The organism is Delftia sp. UME58 (genome assembly GCF_014170385.1).
Taxonomy (GTDB): Bacteria; Pseudomonadota; Gammaproteobacteria; order Burkholderiales; family Burkholderiaceae_C; genus Comamonas; species Comamonas acidovorans.
Genome location: NZ_LZZV01000098.1, coordinates 29,890 through 45,733, shown reverse-complemented (window position 1 = coordinate 45,733; position 15,844 = coordinate 29,890). Strand labels below are relative to the sequence as shown.

Annotated in this window: 16 protein-coding genes and 1 pseudogene; 7 read left to right on the top strand and 10 right to left on the bottom strand. The window is 66.0% G+C overall.

Annotated elements, in window-relative coordinates:
- Window positions 1–4: 4 nt before the first annotated feature.
- Window positions 5–994 (top strand): tripartite tricarboxylate transporter substrate binding protein, encoded by a 990-nt coding sequence (locus A9976_RS24735; RefSeq protein WP_183021304.1) that lies wholly within the window; start codon window positions 5–7, stop codon window positions 992–994.
- Window positions 995–1,158: 164 nt separating this feature from the next.
- Window positions 1,159–1,611 carry a PaaI family thioesterase gene (locus A9976_RS24730; protein WP_183021197.1) on the top strand — a complete coding sequence of 151 codons (453 nt, stop codon included), beginning with the start codon at window positions 1,159–1,161 and terminating at the stop codon, window positions 1,609–1,611.
- 374 nt (window positions 1,612–1,985) lie between these two features.
- On the opposite strand, the gene A9976_RS24725 is transcribed toward A9976_RS24730, so the two are convergent.
- Window positions 1,986–2,246 (bottom strand): hypothetical protein, encoded by a 261-nt coding sequence (locus A9976_RS24725; RefSeq protein ID WP_183021196.1) that lies wholly within the window; start codon window positions 2,244–2,246, stop codon window positions 1,986–1,988.
- Window positions 2,156–2,459, bottom strand: a pseudogene (locus tag A9976_RS31920) (hypothetical protein); the annotation flags it as partial. The gene A9976_RS24725 and the pseudogene A9976_RS31920, both read right to left, overlap by 91 nt.
- A 293-nt stretch (window positions 2,460–2,752) precedes the next feature.
- On the opposite strand from A9976_RS31920, the gene A9976_RS24720 reads away from it, so the two are divergent.
- The 3 genes from A9976_RS24720 to A9976_RS24710 all read left to right on the top strand — a co-directional run bounded on the left by A9976_RS24720 (window position 2,753) and on the right by A9976_RS24710 (window position 4,463).
- The gene (locus A9976_RS24720; protein WP_183021195.1) at window positions 2,753–3,235 is read left to right on the top strand and encodes a type VI secretion system tube protein Hcp; all 483 of its coding nucleotides are present in this window, start codon (window positions 2,753–2,755) and stop codon (window positions 3,233–3,235) included.
- A gap of 111 nt (window positions 3,236–3,346) precedes the next feature.
- Window positions 3,347–3,889 (top strand): hypothetical protein, encoded by a 543-nt coding sequence (locus A9976_RS24715; RefSeq protein WP_183021194.1) that lies wholly within the window; start codon window positions 3,347–3,349, stop codon window positions 3,887–3,889.
- On the top strand, window positions 3,879–4,463 hold the full coding sequence (locus tag A9976_RS24710) for a hypothetical protein (protein WP_183021193.1): 585 nt from the start codon (window positions 3,879–3,881) through the stop codon (window positions 4,461–4,463). The genes A9976_RS24715 and A9976_RS24710 overlap by 11 nt, the downstream gene beginning before the upstream one ends.
- A gap of 77 nt (window positions 4,464–4,540) precedes the next feature.
- Here A9976_RS24710 and A9976_RS24705 read toward each other — a convergent pair whose 3' ends face one another.
- The 8 genes from A9976_RS24705 to A9976_RS24670 form a co-directional block, all read right to left on the bottom strand.
- The gene (locus A9976_RS24705) at window positions 4,541–5,086 is read right to left on the bottom strand and encodes a hypothetical protein (RefSeq protein WP_183021192.1); all 546 of its coding nucleotides are present in this window, start codon (window positions 5,084–5,086) and stop codon (window positions 4,541–4,543) included.
- A 138-nt stretch (window positions 5,087–5,224) separates the two neighbouring features.
- Window positions 5,225–6,292 (bottom strand): tripartite tricarboxylate transporter substrate binding protein, encoded by a 1,068-nt coding sequence (locus tag A9976_RS24700; protein ID WP_183021191.1) that lies wholly within the window; start codon window positions 6,290–6,292, stop codon window positions 5,225–5,227.
- Between the two features lie 187 nt (window positions 6,293–6,479).
- Window positions 6,480–7,352: a CoA ester lyase gene (locus tag A9976_RS24695; RefSeq protein WP_183021190.1), complete on the bottom strand. Its 873-nt coding sequence runs from the start codon at window positions 7,350–7,352 to the stop codon at window positions 6,480–6,482.
- 23 nt (window positions 7,353–7,375) lie between these two features.
- A complete protein-coding gene (locus A9976_RS24690; RefSeq protein WP_063327777.1) occupies window positions 7,376–8,383 on the bottom strand; it encodes a tripartite tricarboxylate transporter substrate binding protein BugD in 1,008 nt (335 codons plus the stop codon).
- Between the two features lie 103 nt (window positions 8,384–8,486).
- A complete protein-coding gene (locus A9976_RS24685) occupies window positions 8,487–9,851 on the bottom strand; it encodes an MmgE/PrpD family protein (RefSeq protein WP_012202139.1) in 1,365 nt (454 codons plus the stop codon).
- Between the two features lie 41 nt (window positions 9,852–9,892).
- Window positions 9,893–11,107 (bottom strand): CaiB/BaiF CoA-transferase family protein, encoded by a 1,215-nt coding sequence (locus A9976_RS24680; protein WP_183021189.1) that lies wholly within the window; start codon window positions 11,105–11,107, stop codon window positions 9,893–9,895.
- Between the two features lie 141 nt (window positions 11,108–11,248).
- Window positions 11,249–12,415 (bottom strand): acyl-CoA dehydrogenase family protein, encoded by a 1,167-nt coding sequence (locus A9976_RS24675; RefSeq protein WP_012202137.1) that lies wholly within the window; start codon window positions 12,413–12,415, stop codon window positions 11,249–11,251.
- Window positions 12,416–12,605: 190 nt separating this feature from the next.
- Complete coding sequence (locus A9976_RS24670) at window positions 12,606–13,514, bottom strand: MaoC family dehydratase N-terminal domain-containing protein (RefSeq protein ID WP_183021188.1); 909 nt, start codon at window positions 13,512–13,514, stop codon at window positions 12,606–12,608.
- Between the two features lie 207 nt (window positions 13,515–13,721).
- Between A9976_RS24670 and A9976_RS24665 the strand changes: the two genes are divergently transcribed.
- Together A9976_RS24665 and A9976_RS24660 are read left to right on the top strand one after the other, a co-directional pair.
- Window positions 13,722–14,639, top strand: a complete 918-nt coding sequence (locus A9976_RS24665) for an SDR family NAD(P)-dependent oxidoreductase (RefSeq protein WP_016452187.1) — start codon at window positions 13,722–13,724, stop codon at window positions 14,637–14,639.
- A gap of 159 nt (window positions 14,640–14,798) precedes the next feature.
- Window positions 14,799–15,692, top strand: a complete 894-nt coding sequence (locus tag A9976_RS24660; protein WP_183021187.1) for a MaoC family dehydratase — start codon at window positions 14,799–14,801, stop codon at window positions 15,690–15,692.
- The last annotated feature ends 152 nt before the right edge of the window (window positions 15,693–15,844 follow it).

Sequence of the window (15,844 nt, the reverse complement as noted above, 5' to 3'; positions counted from 1 at the left end):
GTCCATGCCCATGCACCCACTCCCGCGCCGCCGCCTGCTGTCCTGCCTGGCCCTGGCGGCCTGCGCCCTGCTGGCCCCGGCCGCCCATGCTGCCGAGGCCTGGCCTGCCAAGCCCATCCAGCTGGTCATTCCCTATCCACCCGGCGGCAGTGCCGACCTCCTGGGCCGCCCGCTGGCCGTGCAACTGCAGCAGCAGCTGGGCCAGCCCGTGGTGCTGGAGTACAAGCCCGGCGCGGGCGGCACGCTGGCCTCGCAATACGTGGCGCGCGCCAGGCCCGATGGCTACACCGTGCTCATGGTGCTGGCCGCCCATGCCATCAACGACAGCCTCTATCCCAAGCTGCCCTACGACACCCGCCGCGACTTCGCGCCCGTGTCCCTGGTGGCCAACCTGCCCATGGTGGTCGCGGCCAGCAGCAAGCTGCCGGCAAAGAACATCCAGGATCTCATCCAGGCCGCCAAGGCCAACCCCGGCAAGCTCACCTTCGGCTCGGCGGGCAACGGCAACACGGGGCATCTTGCGGCCGAGTACTTCGGCTCCATGGCAGGCGTGCGCATGACCCATGTGCCCTACAAGGGCAGCGCGGGCGTGGTCAACGCCATGCTGGCCGGCGACATCGACCTGACCTTCGACAGCATCTCCACCTCCATGCCCCACATCCGCAGCGGGCGCATGCACGCGCTGGCCGTCACCAGCCCGCAGCGCTCGGCGCTGGCGCCCGAGGTGGCCACCATCCAGGAGCAGGGTATCGCAGGCTTCGACGTGACCGGCTGGTACGCCGTCATCGCGCCGGCCGGCACGCCCGCCGAAGCCACCCAGCGCCTGAGCCGCGAGATCGCCTCCGCCCTGCGCCAGCCCGCGCTGCAGGCCCAGCTGGCCGCCGGCGGCTACGAGCCCGTGGGCTCCACGCCCGAGGCGCTGCAGGCGCATATCGACAAGGAAATCACGCGCTGGGCCACTGTCGTCAAATCGACAGGTGCACGTGTGGATTGAAAGTCACCCCCTGAGCGGCTGCGCCGCTTCCCCCGTGTGCACGGCGCCCTCTCTCGCTTCGCGGGAGGGGGACGGCACCCTCGGTGCGGGACGGCCCTTCCTCGGTGCCCCGGAGTCGGTACACGCCAGTCTCGAGCGCCGCGCCCAATGCGATGATCATGTCCATGAATACACCCATCAAAGACCACCCGGCCAACCCCTTCGAAGGCGAGGCGCCCGGCATCCTCTTCGGCCTGCCCATGCCCATGGCCCGCGCCATGAAGCTCAGCGGCGAGCGCATCGGCGAGGACCGCGCCCAGGTCCGCATGGGCTTTCAACCGGACCAGGCCAACAGCCGCGGCGACGTGCACGGCGGCGCCATCGCCTCGCTGCTGGACTGCGCACTGGCCTCGGCCTGCCGCTCGCACGACCCCACGGCCTTCGGCGTGGCCACCATCGATCTCACGCTGCACTATGTCTCGGCCGGCAGCGGCGACCTCATCGCCACCGCCCACTGCGAGCGGCACGGCCGCTCCATCAGCTTCGCGCGCGGCGAAGTGCGCTCCGAGGACGGCACCCTGGTGGCCCTGGCCACAGGCACCTTCAAGCTGATGGCGCGTGGCGGGGCTCAGGCCTGAGTGATCACCTCTTTCGCTGGCGCACGGCACGCCCCCAGGAAATACCGCCTCATTTGAAGCGGTATTTTTTTGAAGACACTTATTGTTACCTCCCTGACAAGTACGAGAAAGATTCCACTATTCCCCCAAGAGCAATCTTGCCGTATGACTGCATTCCGGCAGGCTCGTACATACCCAAATGACTGGCAATTCACTCCAACAGGAATGATGGCTATTTCCCAGACATGCCTGGCCAGTCAATAATTGCCCTTCGACCCGGGGCTTACAGCCAGAATTCAACTGCCAGTGCATGTTGATTGAGCCAAGAACTCTCGCACTCAAGTCATCGCTTCATCATGAAAGGCAGAGATGGCAATGTACGGATTCTTGAGGGTTCACACAGACAGCAGAAAATCACCAGCCTTTGGCAATCCGGTGCCGTTCTGTTTTTGGAAATATCTTTCCAGCCCTATTTTCATTGTTTTTACTTTGATACTGGGCGTCTTTCCCCATGCCAACGCTGATACCCGGCTTGCCCGACCAGTTCCAGAATCCCAGCGGCTGATCATCGAGAACGATAATTTATCGGCGGACACGTTTTCATCCGCATGCCGGGGCGTGCCACCAGCGTTGATGCGCACCAGCAGGCGCGCCACCACATCGGTGGATCGGTGGGGTCGTCCTGCAGGGCACCTCCATAGGCGATCAGGCGCAACGTCCTGGCCGTGATCTCCTCGCGCGACAGCGGACAGCGTATTGCCCGGATCGCCCTTGGGCTCTTCCACGCGGCCGTGCAGCGTGGGGCCATCGGTGGTGAGCCCGGTGACCTTGCCGATCCAGCGCTGCGGGTAGGCGGCGTCGACCTCAGGTCAATCACACCATCATTCACAAGCATTGTTTCTATATGAAATATATGAAACAAATTATTCAATTCATGCGCTACATTCCGGGCGCCTTGCTTAGGAAGATAGGCCAAAGTCAGCGATGAATTGATTGCAATGCTAATCAAATAACCAGCGACAACCATTGCACGAATGCATTCAGCAGAGTCATAATCTTCATCCATCCAAAATAATCGCACCTCAAAAGAATCGATCAATGGAATCTTCTGGAGGTCGACACTATCGCGCTCCGCTCAAACTCGTATCATGAAAGATAGAAGATGGCAATAGATATGTTCTTGAAGGTATCTGGGGCTACAGGCGAATCACAGGACGCCCAGCACAAGGGATGGACGCATGCCACCTCATTCACCTGGGGTGCAGCCCAATCAAACAAGATGGCCTCCGGCGGAGGAGCAGGCGCAGGAAAAGTCTCATTCCACGATCTCAATATCGTAGCCATGATTGACAAATGCTACCCTGCGGTCCTCAAGCACTGCTCGACCGGCAAGCACATTGACCAAGTTGAAATCGACATGTGCAAAGCGGGTGGAGATCAAATGATCTTCGGCAAAATCACGTTATCCGACGTATTAGTGACATCCGTTTATGTCGATGGTATTGGAGCCAATGACATGGCAACTGTTCACTACACATTTCAGGCCGCGAAAATTAAAAATCAGTATTGGGAACAAAATAGCCATGGCGGCAAAGGTTCGGAAAGCCAAATGAGCTTCAACATCAAGGAAAATCGAGAGATCTAATAAATAAAATAATCAACAGCATATGATATCAAGCTACATAGGTATATGAGCACCATTCTCGTTTCATAGTAAAAATCGTTATCAGACCTACTAGATAATGCGGAGTAACCAATGCCAGAATTAAGCGGACCTGCTTGGGTCGGTCGGTTTCCAACAAGCACAAGCACAAACGATCTTTCAGGAAATTTCAGAAATAACGTCGATCGCTTCATTTCTGCGCTTGAAGCCGGTGGTGCTCGCGTTAGCATATCCGCCACTTTACGCCCTCCGGAAAGAGCATATCTGATGCATTACTCTTGGCGAGTTGCTCGAGAGAATCTGGCCCCTGATTCAGTACCAGCCTTGGCAGGAGTTGATATAGATTGGGTGCATACAAATGGCGCAGGAGAAACCGACATAAGTGTTTCACGCGTTGCCGCTCGACAAATGGTGGCTGGCTACGAAATCGTCTACAAACCGGCTCTCTCCTCGAATCACACTCTTGGTAGAGCAATTGACATGACGATCACCAACTACGTCGGCAAAACATTCAACGATGCGTCCAACAGAGCTACCAAGGTGAATTCAGCAGTTGATCTTCATACATTGGGTGCAACTTTCGGCGTGAAGAAGCTAGCTTCCGATCCACCACACTGGTCCGACAATGGCCACTAATTCCAATGACCGCATCGCCTCTGTGCGAGTCCTCTCGTTCATCATCTATCTCACCTACACGGCCGCAGCACAAGCCAGTGCCTCCTTTCCCCCCATCAGCCTTCTCGACGCCCGCAAACCACAAGCCGCCATCGCAGTATCGGGCGGCTCCATAGCAGCCACGGGCCAGCAGCACTACTTTCGTCTGGCGCCTGAAACCAGCCAGACACCCGAATGCTGCGTCACCACAGGTCAACCGGCGGAAAGCAGCATCCTGCGCTACCAGGGCAAAACGGGCACGGAGGCTGTTGCAGCGGATGCACGTGCGGCGTTGTTCATGCCACCCGTCGCCGAGGGATTCATTGGCCTGCAACTGGCCGAGGGTGCGAGAGTCCGGGTGCTGGGTCCGCAGCGCCTGCTTGTCTGGTGGCCGGATCGGCCGGGGCTGACGCGGGTGGATCACTGCCTGTCCCGCGAAGGCCTGCATGTGCAGTGGCGTGAGCAGGTGGCAAGCGGAAGATGGGCAGGCGCGCAGCACTACTACCTGCCGCTGGGCATGGACGTGGAGCCCGACTGCGCCCCACCTGCCCGATAGCGCGCGCCGTGCCTTGCCCCCAGATCGCGGCGCGCACAAGGAAAGCGCATGCCGCGCTTTCCTTTTCACTCAAGCGGTCAGAGCCGCTTTTCCTTGGCCTCGATCAGCTTCTGCATCAGTTCGCAGACCTGCCTGGCCTGTTCCTGCGTGATGTCGATGTTCTCGATCACCGAGCGCTTGAACTGGATGCCGTTGACTGCGCCGCTGTTCTCGATGAAGCCCAGCGTCAGGGTGCGGTTCAGGAAGTAGATGACGGCGGCGATGCCCCAGCCGATCAGCATGACCACCAGGCCTGCAAAGAAGCTCTGGGCCATCATGGACCCGCCCATGAACAGCGACAGGGCACCGATGGCCAGCGCCGTCTTCCAGGGCTTGTGATAGCCGTAGTAGGTGGAGCAGATGCCCTGCAGGGGGATCAGGCGCGACTGGGTGCCCGACAGCGAGGCGCTGCTGAACTCCAGGCGCTCGCTGCCCACGCGGATGGTGGTGGTGGGATCGATGTTGACCTTGGACAGGATCCAGGCGACCAGACCGCCTTCGCGGCCTGTGATGGCAATGTGGTTGCCCTTGTCGTCCATGGGTTGCTCGCTGGCCTTCCAGGCCTTGATGACCAATGCACTCACGGTAATACCCCCTCTTGAATGTTTGAGAAACCACGGGCTGTCCCGTCATGGCATTGCACCACCGGGGCCGCCTGAGGAGGGGCGATTACAGCACAGGGCGTGGGTGCAGCCTCGGGCAGCCAGGGCCGCTGTGCGCCATCAACCGGGCTGCACCCCCGCCGCCTGCAGCAGCCGCCCCCAGACTGGCGCCTCCTGCGCCCAGGCCTTGCCGAAGCGCTGGGGCGTGTCGTCATCCACGGGCACGAAGCCGGCCGCGATGATGCGGGCCGTGCCTTCGCGGCTGGCCACGGCGCGGTTGGAGATCTCGCCCCATTGCCGCGTGAGGTCGGCCGGCAGGCCCCTGGGGCCGGCGATGGCCAGCCAGCCCGACAGTTCCATGGCCTCGTGGCGGTAGCCGGCCTCGGCAAAGGTGGGCACCTCGGGCAGCAGGGGCACGCGGCGCGTGCCGGTGACGGCCAGGGCGCGCAGCTTGCCTGCATCGATATGGGGCTTGAGCGTGAGCAGGCTGCCCATGCCGATGGGGATGCGTCCGCCCAGCATGTCCTGCACCATCAGCGCCTCGCCCCGGTAGGCCGCATGCGCCATGCCGGCACCGGCCATGTCGCTGAGCACGGCGCAGGCCAGGTGGCCGTGCGAGCCTATGCCGTAGGAGCCATACGAGAGCTTGCCCGCGTTGGCCTGGGCCCAGGCCATGAATTCGCGCAGGTGGGTGGCGGGCACGTCGGCCGTGACCACCAGGGCGATGGGCGCCATGCACACGCGCGACAGGGGCGTGAGGTCGGTCAGCGGGTCGTAGGCGGTCTTCTTGTAGAGGTATTTGTTGGTGAGCATGGTGGAGGTGGTGCCCAGCAGCAGGGTGAGCCCGTCGGGCGCGGAGCGGACCACCATCTCGCCGCCGATCAGTCCGGCCGCACCGGGCTTGTTGTCCACCACCACGGTCTGGCCCAGCTGCTGGGCCATGCGCTCGCCCAGGATGCGCGCAATCACGTCGGTGGCGCCGCCCGCCGCAAAGGGCACGACGATGCGCACGGGCCGCGTGGCAAAGCCGGCCTGCGCCAGCACGCTGGCGGGCCCTGCCGCCGCGGCGCCGGCCGCCAGGGCCAGCGCCTGGCGCCGATTCAATCGGTCATCCAGTCGGTCATCAAATCGGTCCTTCAATTGGCCGTTGAATCCGCTGTTCGATGCCGTCCCCGAGATCACTGCCATCACACGCTCCTTTGCCTGGGTGCCTCCATGGGCGGAGACACCGGATCAAGAAACCGCCGTCTCGAAATCAATCGAGTTGGCCAAGCGTATTCGAGGCAGATGGATTCACCATCAGGGAAATCATTGGACTGCTTGCACCAGAATCAGAAAACTCTTGATGAAAACCGGCCTTTCAGTCTCATTTTCATCAAGATCGTGCTGCAGGTCTCTGTTGCGCCCAGGCATGGCGCAGCAGCACCTGTTCGGCCTGCTTGAGCACGGGCGCATCGACCATGCGGCCGTCCAGCACGCAGACGCCGCCTCCGGCCTCGGCCAGGGCCTGGCGCAGGCGCTGCGCGTGGGCCACGGCCGCTGCATCGGGGTCGAAGACGGCGTGCAGGGGCTGGACCTGGGCCGGGTGGATGCACAGCTTGCCGCCAAAGCCCATGCGCCGCGCGCGTGCCGCGTCCTGGGCCAGCCGCTCGGGGTTGCGCGTGTCCACCGTCACGCCGTCCACGGCCGCGCCGATGCCGGCGCGGCGCGAGGCCAGGACCAGGGCCATGCGCATGGGCAGCAGTTCTTCCTCGCCCTGCTCGCAGGCCATGCCCGCATCGACCTGGAAGTCCAGGTGGCCGAAGGCCAGGCGAGCCACCTGGGGCGCGGCAGCCAGGGCGTCGGCCGCGTCCAGGCCGGCCACGCTTTCGATGAGGGGCAGCACGGCCGCCCGTGCACCCGCAGCCTGGGCCACCGCATGCAGGGTCCGGGCGCGCTCGGCCTTGGAGACCATGGCGCCGGCCACGCCCTGCTCCACCAGCTGCGCCAGCGCGCGCAGGTCATCCGCATGCCAGGGCGTACCCTCGGCGTTGATGCGCACCAGCAGGCGGGCACGGGCCGGGCCTTCGAGCGCACCCACGGTCTGGGCCAGCGCCTGGCGGGCGCCGTCCTTGTCGGCCGGGGCCACGGCGTCCTCCCAGTCGGCGATGACCATGTCGGCGCCGCTGTCCAGGGCCTTGCCCAGGCGCTCGGTCCGCGTGGCGGGGACGAAGAGAAAGGAAGTGGCCTGTCGCGCCAGATCGTGCATGCGGATGTCCTTGGGAGAGCGGTTTATTCGGCCGAGACGCCTGCGGCCTTGATGACCTTGTCCCAGCGCGCCACCTCGGCCTGCAGGTGGGTGCGCAGGCCTTCCGGCGTGGCCTTGTCGGGCGTGACCAGGTCGGAGCTGAGTTCGGCGATGCGTTTCTTGACGTTCTCGTCCTTGATGGCCACGTTCAGCGCCTTGTTGATGGCCATGACCACCTCCTTGGGCGTGCCCTTGGGCGCGTACATGCCGTGCCAGACCTTGACGTCGAAGCCCTTGAGGCCCTGCTCGTCCAGCGTGGGGATGTCGGGCAGCGAGGACAGGCGCTTGGGCGTGGTCACGCCGAAGACCTTGGCGCGCTGGCCGTCCTTGATCACGGGCACGGTCTGCGTGGTCTGGTCGCACAGCAGGTCCACCTGGCCGCCCATGAGGTCGTTCATGGCCGGGCCTGCGCCCTTGTAGGGCACGGTGGTGAGCTTGACGCCCGCCTGGTGCATGAACAGCATGCCGCACAGCTGGGAGACGGCGCCGATGCCGGCATTGGCCAGCGAGACCTTCTCCTGGTTCTTCTTCACGTAGTCCAGCAGCTCGGCAAAGTTGTTGGCCGGGAAGTCCTTGCGCGACAGCAGGGTCATGGGCACGTCCAGCACCTGGCCGATGTACTCGAAGTCCTTGAGCGGGTCATAGGGCAGCTTCTTGTACAGCGCAGGCGCCGTGGCCATGCCCATGTGGTGGATGAGGATGGTGTAGCCGTCGGCCTTGGCCTTGGCCACGCGGTTGGGCGCAATGGTGCCGCCCGCTCCCACGGTGTTCTCGACCAGCACGCTCTGGCCCAGCACCTGGCCCATGGGCACGGCCAGCAGGCGCGCCACCACATCGGTGGGGCCGCCAGCGCTGTAGGGCACGACGAGGACGACGGGCTTCTCGGGCCAGGCCGCGGCCAGGGCGCCGGTGGTCGCCCCGCCGGCGGCAAGGGCGCAGGCGGCGGCCGCTGCGTAAACGAGGCGGCGGCGGAAAGAAGTGGTGCGTTGCATGGTTTGTCTCCTGTGCACTTTGGTGGAAGCGGGAGGCGCTCTGTGGTGGCGCCTTTCCCATGGATTCGCCGGCCGGGGCCGGCGCGAAAACTCAGTCAAGAACTCAGTCAAGCAGGCGCTGCACGCGCGGCCAGTGCGCGATCTGCCACAGCCGCGCTACAGCGGCCTGTGCGGGGTCGTCCTGCAGGGCACCGCCATAGGCGATCAGGCGCAGCGCCTTGGCCGTGATCTCCTCGCGCGACAGCGTGTTGCCCGGATCGCCCTTGGGCTCTTCCACGCGGCCGTGCAGCGTGCGGCCATCGGTGGTGAGCACGGTGACCTTGCCGATCCAGCGCTGCGGGTAGGCAGCATCGACCTCGGGGTCCAGCACCATGCCCACCTTCTCGCGCAGGGCCACGGTGGTGGCGGCCAGGTATTCGTTGTCGAACTCGTCCAGGCCCGCATGGCCGTGGCGCGCGGCCAGCGCCAGCACCGTACCCATGGAGAACTTGCTCTGGTGCACCGTGCCGGGATCGACCACGGGGCCCAGCACGTCGATGGCGCCCTGGTGCACGTGGCAGGTGACCTGCGCCAGGTCGGCGGGGGCCAGGCCGTGGTCCTGCATGACCTGCAGCAGCGCGTCGGCGGCCGGGTGCGTGTGGCGGCAGGAGGCATGCCATTTGAACGAGGTCTCGGCCGTGGCCCAGCGCGTGCCGATGCCGTCCGTGAGGCGCGTGGGATCGGCGTCCGTGGACATGCCTGCCGCCAGGCCCTGCGGCCCGGTGAAGATGTCCTGCGCACCGGTGAATCCGTCCCGGGCCAGGTAGGCCGACATCAGGCCCGCAGCGGCCGCATGCGCCGTGTGCAGCTGCTTGCTGTCGGCGCCCGTGCGCAGGAACTCCCACAGCCCTGCCGACTGCGTGCCGGCCGAGCCGAAGGCATGCTGCATCTGCGCGGGCGTGAGGCCCAGCAGCCGGCCCACGGCGGCCGCGGCAGCCAGGGTGCCGGCCGTGGCCGTGGTGTGGAAGATGCGGTAGTGGCTGCGGCCCAGGAACTCGCCCACGCGGATGCCGACCTCGTAGCCGGCCACGCAGGCGGCCATGAGTTCGGCGCCGCTGGCGCCGATGCTCTGCGCCACGGCCAGCGCGGGCGGGAAGACCACGGCCGCGGGGTGGAAGACCGAGCCGTTGTGCACATCGTCCTGCTCGGCCACATGCGAGGCCGCGGCATTGGCCAGGGCCGCCATCATGGGCGAGGTGGTGTCGGCACTGCCCAGGATCTCGCTAGGCCCCTGCGCCGGCCCCTGGGACAGCGCAAAGCGCGTGATGCTCTGCACGGGACGCGCGCCCTGGCCTGCGAGCACGGAGCCGAACCAGTCCACCCAGAGGTCTTCGGCGCGCTGCTGCACGGCGGCGGGAACGTCGTCCCAGCGCAGCGAGGCAGCGAATTGGGCCAGCGGATGGATGCTCACTTGGGTGTCGTTTTTCATGGGTTGGGTCTCCGGCGCATTCTTGGGCATGCGCCCTGGTTTCAGGGGGCGGTTTTTCCCGGGGGCGGGCACAGGGCGGCGATGCGCTCGGCGCTCCAGCCCAGCTCGGCCAGGATGGCGGCGCTGTGCTCGCCCACGGCGGGCACGGCCTCCATGCGGTAGTCGAAGGCGCTGTTGGCGCCGGGCGGCAGCAGGGCCTGCACGGGCCCGGCCGGCGTGTCCACGCTGCGCCAGCGCTGGCGTGCGGCCAGCTGCGGGTGGCTCCAGAGTCCGGCCATGTCGTTGACGCGCGCATTGGCAATGCCGGCCGCATCCAGCCGCTGCACCACCTGGGCGGCATCCAGCGCGTTGAACACACCCAGGATCAGCGCGCGCAGCTCCTCGCGGTTGGCGTTGCGGCGCGCATTGCTGTCGAAGCGCGCATCCGCGGCCAGCGCGGGCTGCAGCAGCACCTGTTCGCAAAAGAGCTTCCACTCGCGTTCGTTTTGCAGACCCAGCATCACCGTGCCACCGTCACCCAGGTCCTTGCCGGCCTCGAACGGCCCATAGGGATAGATGCTGGCGTGCGAGGCGCCGGTGCGCGGCGGCGGCGGCGCGCCGTCGAAGGCGTAGTACATGGGGTAGCCCATCCACTCGCCCAGCGCCTCCAGCATGGACACGTCGATGTGGCTGCCCTCGCCCGTGCGCCCGCGCAGCAGCAGGGCCGACAGGATGTTGGTGTACGCATACATGCCGGCCGCGATGTCGGCCACCGAGATGCCGGCCTTGGACGGTACCTCGGGCGTGCCCGTGACCGAGAGAAAGCCCGCCTCGCTCTGGATCAGCAGGTCGTAGGCCTTCTTGTCGCGGTAGGGGCCGTCGGCGCCGTAGCCGCTGATGTCGCAGACGATGAGGCGCGGGAAGCGCTCGCGCAGAGCCGCATAGGACAGGCCCATGCGCGCGGCCGCGCCGGGCGCCAGGTTCTGCACCAGCACGTCTGCACCCTCCAGCAGCTGCAGCAGCGCCTGCATGGCCTCGTCCTGCTTGAGGTCCAGCGCCAGGCTCTGCTTGCTGCGGTTGATCCAGGTGAAGTGCGAGGACTGGCCCTGCACGCGCTGGTCATAGCCGCGCGCAAAGTCGCCGCTGCCGGGCCGCTCGACCTTGATCACGCGCGCGCCCAGGTCGGCCAGCTGGCGCGTGCAAAACGGTGCGGCCACCGCATGTTCCAGCGAGACGACGGTGGTGCCGTCAAGCGGCCGAAGACTTTGCTTTTTCATATTGAAAATCCATTGCACTTTGGCGCCGCCTGTGCAACTGGCACGGCCCAAGGCCAGGGACACCGAGGAAGGGCCGCCCCGCTCCGAGGGTGTCGTCCCCCTTTGGGGGAAGGCGCGTAGCGACTCAGGGGGTACTTCATTTCAGAACGAGCGGGGGAGACCGAGGATGTGCTCGGCCACGTAGGAATAGATCAGGTTCGTGGAGATCGGCGCCACCTGGTACAGGCGCGTCTCGCGGAACTTGCGCTCCACGTCGTATTCGCAGGCAAAGCCGAAGCCGCCGTGGAACTGGATGCAGGCATTGGCCGCCTCCCAGCTGGCCTTGGCCGCCAGGTACTTGGCCATGTTGGCCTGGGCGCCCATGGCCTGGTTGGCGTCGAACATCTCGCAGGCCTTCCAGCGCATGAGGTTGGCGGCCTCGACCTCGATGAAGGCATCGGCAATGGGGAACTGCACGCCCTGGTTCTGGCCGATGGGGCGGCCGAACACGTTGCGGTCGCGCACGTAGTTGGTCACGCGGTCCAGGAACCAGTAGCCGTCGCCAATGCATTCGGCCGCAATCAGCGTGCGCTCGGCGTTGAGGCCGTCCAGGATGTACTTGAAGCCCTTGCCTTCCTCGCCGATCAGGTTCTCCTCGGGGATTTCCAGGTTCTCGAAGAACAGCTCGTTGGTCTCGTGGTTGACCATGTTGGGGATGGGGCGCACGGTCAGGCCGCTCTTCTGGGCCTCGGCCAGGTCCACCATGAAGATGGACATGCCCTCGCTCTTTTTCTTCACCTCGGCCAGCGGCGTGGTGCGCGCCAGCAGGATCATCCAGTCGCTGTGCTGCACGCGGCTGATCCAGACCTTCTGGCCGTTGACCACGTAGCGGCCATCCTTCTTGACGGCGCTGGTCTTGATCTTGGTGGTGTCCGTGCCCGTGGTGGGCTCGGTCACGCCCATGGACTGCAGGCGCCATTCGCCCGAGGCGATGCGCGGCAGGTACTTCTCCTTTTGCGCCTGCGAGCCGTGGCGCAGCAGCGTGCCCATGTTGTACATCTGGCCATGGCAGGCGCCCGAGTTGCCGCCGCAGCGGTTGATCTCTTCCATGATCACGCTGGCCTCGGTCAGGCCCAGGCCCGAGCCGCCGTACTCCTGCGGGATCAGCGCGGCCAGCCAGCCGGCCTTGGTCAGCGCGTCCACGAAGGTCTCGGGATAGGCGCGCTGCTCGTCGATCTTGCGGAAATACTCGTCGGGGAACTCGGCGCACAGCGCACGGATGGCGTCGCGGATTTCGGGGAAATTGTTGGAAAGCGTGTGTTCGATCATGGTGGTCTCAAGGCTTTATGGTCAGCGCCTTCACAGCGCGGAATGTGTTGAATACCAATTCAGTTATCGCAGCGGGAGCCAAAGCCGGCGCCGCCCAAAGCAAGGGACACCGAGGAAGGGCCGCCCCGCACCGAGGGTGTCGTCCCCCTCCCCCGCGAAGCGGGTAGAGAGGGGGAAGGCGCGAAGCGACTCAGGGGGAGACACTTGCCGTGCCGGTCATGGTCAGCCAGCCCTCGTGGTCTTGCGCCCAGAGTTCGACGGTCTTGCCGTCCGCAGAAGGCTTGCCGTGCACGCTGAAGGCATGCAGGTCGAAGGTGGGGCGCACGGCCTTGAACTCGAAGGACAGCACCTGCGCCTGGGGCAGCTCGCGGCGCAGCAGGTCCAGCAGCAGCGTGGCGATCAGCGGGCCGTGCACGATCAGGCCCGGATAGCCCTCCACGCCCGTGACGTAGCGGCGGTCGTAGTGGATGCGGTGGCCGTTGAAGGTCAGGGCCGAGTAGCGGAACAGCAGCACGTCGTCGGGAACGATGGTGCGCGACCAGGTTTGCTGGCCGTCCAGCGGCGGCTTCTGGGGCGTGGGCGCGGGATCGCCGGGCTGGGCAGCGGCGCGGTAGACGATGTCGTGCTCCTCGGTCAGCGCCAGGCCCTGGTCGTTGCTGTAGGCATGCTCGACCAGCACGAACAGCAGCTCGCCGGAGCGGCCGCTCTTGTGGCTGACCGAGCCGATGGTGGAGCGGCGCTGCACCTTCTGGCCCACCTGCAGCGCGTTGCCTGCCTCCCAGCGCAGGCGCCCGCCGGCCCACATGCGGCGCGGCAGCGGCACGGGCGGCAGAAAGCCGCCACGGCGCGGATGGCCGTCGGGGCCGATCTCGCTTTGGCGTGCATGGGGCAGGAAGTACATCCAGTGCCACAGCGGCGGCAGCGCCGTGCCGTCGGCGGGCTCAGGGTCTTCCCTGTCCAGCGTGGCCGACAGCGCGGCCACGGGCGCGGCCGTGATGCTGTCTGCCAGGGTTTCGCTGCGGCCCTGCCAGGACTGAAGGTGCGCCAGCGCGGCGGCGTCGAGGGTGTCGGTAGCTTGCTTGTCTGTCATGGCCGCCATGGTCGGTGCAAGCGCGGCGGCCCGCAATCCGCGTTTTCTTAAGCAAGCCTTTGGCCGCGCCGAAGGCTGGGCCGGCGCAGGCTGGCCGCCGCTGCTTTCATTCCCGCGAAGTCCGCCCTTGCGATTGCCGAATGGCGCGGCCCGGCGTTTGCCGGCATGCTTGGTTCCGACTTCTTTCCAACGAACACTGAACGGGGACGACAGGCCATGGCGCAGAAAATGATGCAGGACAAGGTAGTGGTGGTGACGGGTGCCGGCGGCGGCATCGGGCGCGACATGGCGCTGGCCATGGCGGCCGAGGGCGCCAAGGTGGTGGTCAACGACATCGGCACCTCCACCACGGGCGAGGGCACGGACGCCGGCCCGGCCCAGAAGGTGGTCGATGAGATCAAGGCCGCAGGCGGCCAGGCCGTGGCCAACACCGACAGCGTGGCCGAGGCCGCCAGCGCGGGCCGCATCGTGCAGTGCGCCGTGGACAGCTTCGGCCGCATCGACGGCGTGGTCAACAACGCCGGCATCCTGCGCGACCGGTTCTTCCACAAGATGAGCCTGGACGAGTGGGACGCCGTCATCAAGGTCCACCTGTACGGCAGCTACTACATGAGCCGCGCGGCCGCCAACCATTTCAAGGAGCAGGAAAGCGGCGCCTTCGTGCACATGACCTCGACCTCGGGCCTGATCGGCAACCTGGGCCAGGCCAACTACAGCGCGGCCAAGCTGGGGCTGACGGCCCTGTCCAAGTCCATCGCGCTGGACATGCAGAAGTTCAACGTGCGCTCCAACTGCATCGCGCCGTTCGCCTGGAGCCGCATGATCGGCTCCATCCCCACCGACACGCCCGAGCAGCAGGCGCGCGTGGCCAAGATCCAGCAGATGACGCCCAACAAGATCGCCCCGCTGGCCGTCTACCTGCTGTCCGACGCGGCCCGCGACGTGAACGCCCAGGTCTTCGCCGTGCGCAACAACGAGATCTTCGTCATGAGCCAGCCGCGCCCGCTGCGCTCGGTGCACCGCAGCGAGGGCTGGTCGCCCCAGTTCATTGCCGAGCACGGCATGCCGGCGCTCAAGGCATCGTTCGTGCCGCTGGACCGATCCGCCGACGTTTTCAGCTGGGATCCTGTTTGAACGACACCCCCTGAGGCGCTACGCGCCTTCCCCCTCTCCTGCGGGAGGGGGACGACACCCTCGGTGCGGGGCGGCCCTTCCTCGGTGTCCTTGAGTCGGGCCGCGCCAGTTGCGAGGGTTGAAGCGCGCCAGCGCGATCAACCACTGAGAGGAACCGTGATGGCCATCAGCTATCAGCACCTGAAACAGCGCCCCTTCGAGCCCGTGCGCCAGCACTATGGCGAGCGCGACACCATGCTCTATGCATTGAGCCTGGGCCTGGGCAGCGACCCGCTGTGCCCCGACGCCCTGCCCTTTTTCTACGAAGGGGCGCCCGGCGGGCTGCGCGCCCTGCCTTCGCAGGCCGTGGTGCTGGGCTACCCGGGCTTCTGGGCGCGCGAGGCCGATACGGGCATCGACTGGGTGAAGCTGCTGCATGGCGAGCAGCGCATGCGGCTGCACCGCCCGCTGCCGGCCAGCGCCGACGTGGTGGGCCACAGCCGCATCACGCACCTGACGGACAAGGGCGAAGGCAAGGGCGCCATCATGGTCACCGAGCGGCGCCTGGAGACCGCCGGGGGCGAGCTGCTGGCCACCGTGCAGCAGGTCAGCTTTCTGCGCGGCGATGGCGGCTACAGCCTGCTGGACGGCGGCCAGCCCAGCGACGCGCCCCTGGCGCCGCTGCGCCCCACGCCGGAGGACCGCGCGCCCGACTTCACCGACGCCCAGGCCATACGCCCCGAGGCCGCGCTGCTGTACCGCCTGATGGGCGACTACAACCCGCTGCATGCCGACCCGGCCGTGGCGCGCAAGGCCGGCTTCGAGCGGCCCATCCTGCATGGCCTGGCCAGCTACGGCCTGGTGGCCCATGCCGTGCTGCGCCAATGCGGCGACCGCAATCCCGCGCGCCTGAAGGCGCTGGATGTGCGCTTCACCGCGCCCGTCTATCCCGGGGAGACCCTGGTCACCGAGATCTGGCGCACGCCCGATCAGCCCTGCCAGCTGCAGTTGCGCGCCCGCGTGCTGGAGCGCGACAAGATCGTCCTGAGCCACGGCTACGCCGAACTCGCTTGAATGGATCACCCCCTGAGTCGCTGTGCGCCTTCCCCCTCTCTCGCTTCGCGGGAGGGGGACGACACCCTCGCTGCGGGGCGGCCCTTGCTCGGTGTCCCTGGCTTGGGACATGCCGATTTGGACGCCTCGTCAAAGGTGCGCATAGGAGCAAG

Bases quoted from the DNA above. Each gene is read 5' to 3' on its own strand.
- A9976_RS24735 (WP_183021304.1), top strand. From the start codon at position 5: ATGCCCATGCACCCACTCCCGCGCCGCCGCCTGCTGTCCTGCCTGGCC.
- A9976_RS24730 (WP_183021197.1), top strand. From the start codon at position 1,159: ATGAATACACCCATCAAAGACCACCCGGCCAACCCCTTCGAAGGCGAG.
- A9976_RS24720 (WP_183021195.1), top strand. From the start codon at position 2,753: ATGGCAATAGATATGTTCTTGAAGGTATCTGGGGCTACAGGCGAATCA.
- A9976_RS24715 (WP_183021194.1), top strand. From the start codon at position 3,347: ATGCCAGAATTAAGCGGACCTGCTTGGGTCGGTCGGTTTCCAACAAGC.
- A9976_RS24710 (WP_183021193.1), top strand. From the start codon at position 3,879: ATGGCCACTAATTCCAATGACCGCATCGCCTCTGTGCGAGTCCTCTCG.
- A9976_RS24700 (WP_183021191.1), bottom strand. From the start codon at position 6,292: ATGGCAGTGATCTCGGGGACGGCATCGAACAGCGGATTCAACGGCCAA.
- A9976_RS24695 (WP_183021190.1), bottom strand. From the start codon at position 7,352: ATGCACGATCTGGCGCGACAGGCCACTTCCTTTCTCTTCGTCCCCGCC.
- A9976_RS24690 (WP_063327777.1), bottom strand. From the start codon at position 8,383: ATGCAACGCACCACTTCTTTCCGCCGCCGCCTCGTTTACGCAGCGGCC.
- A9976_RS24685 (WP_012202139.1), bottom strand. From the start codon at position 9,851: ATGAAAAACGACACCCAAGTGAGCATCCATCCGCTGGCCCAATTCGCT.
- A9976_RS24680 (WP_183021189.1), bottom strand. From the start codon at position 11,107: ATGAAAAAGCAAAGTCTTCGGCCGCTTGACGGCACCACCGTCGTCTCG.
- A9976_RS24675 (WP_012202137.1), bottom strand. From the start codon at position 12,415: ATGATCGAACACACGCTTTCCAACAATTTCCCCGAAATCCGCGACGCC.
- A9976_RS24670 (WP_183021188.1), bottom strand. From the start codon at position 13,514: ATGGCGGCCATGACAGACAAGCAAGCTACCGACACCCTCGACGCCGCC.
- A9976_RS24665 (WP_016452187.1), top strand. From the start codon at position 13,722: ATGGCGCAGAAAATGATGCAGGACAAGGTAGTGGTGGTGACGGGTGCC.
- A9976_RS24660 (WP_183021187.1), top strand. From the start codon at position 14,799: ATGGCCATCAGCTATCAGCACCTGAAACAGCGCCCCTTCGAGCCCGTG.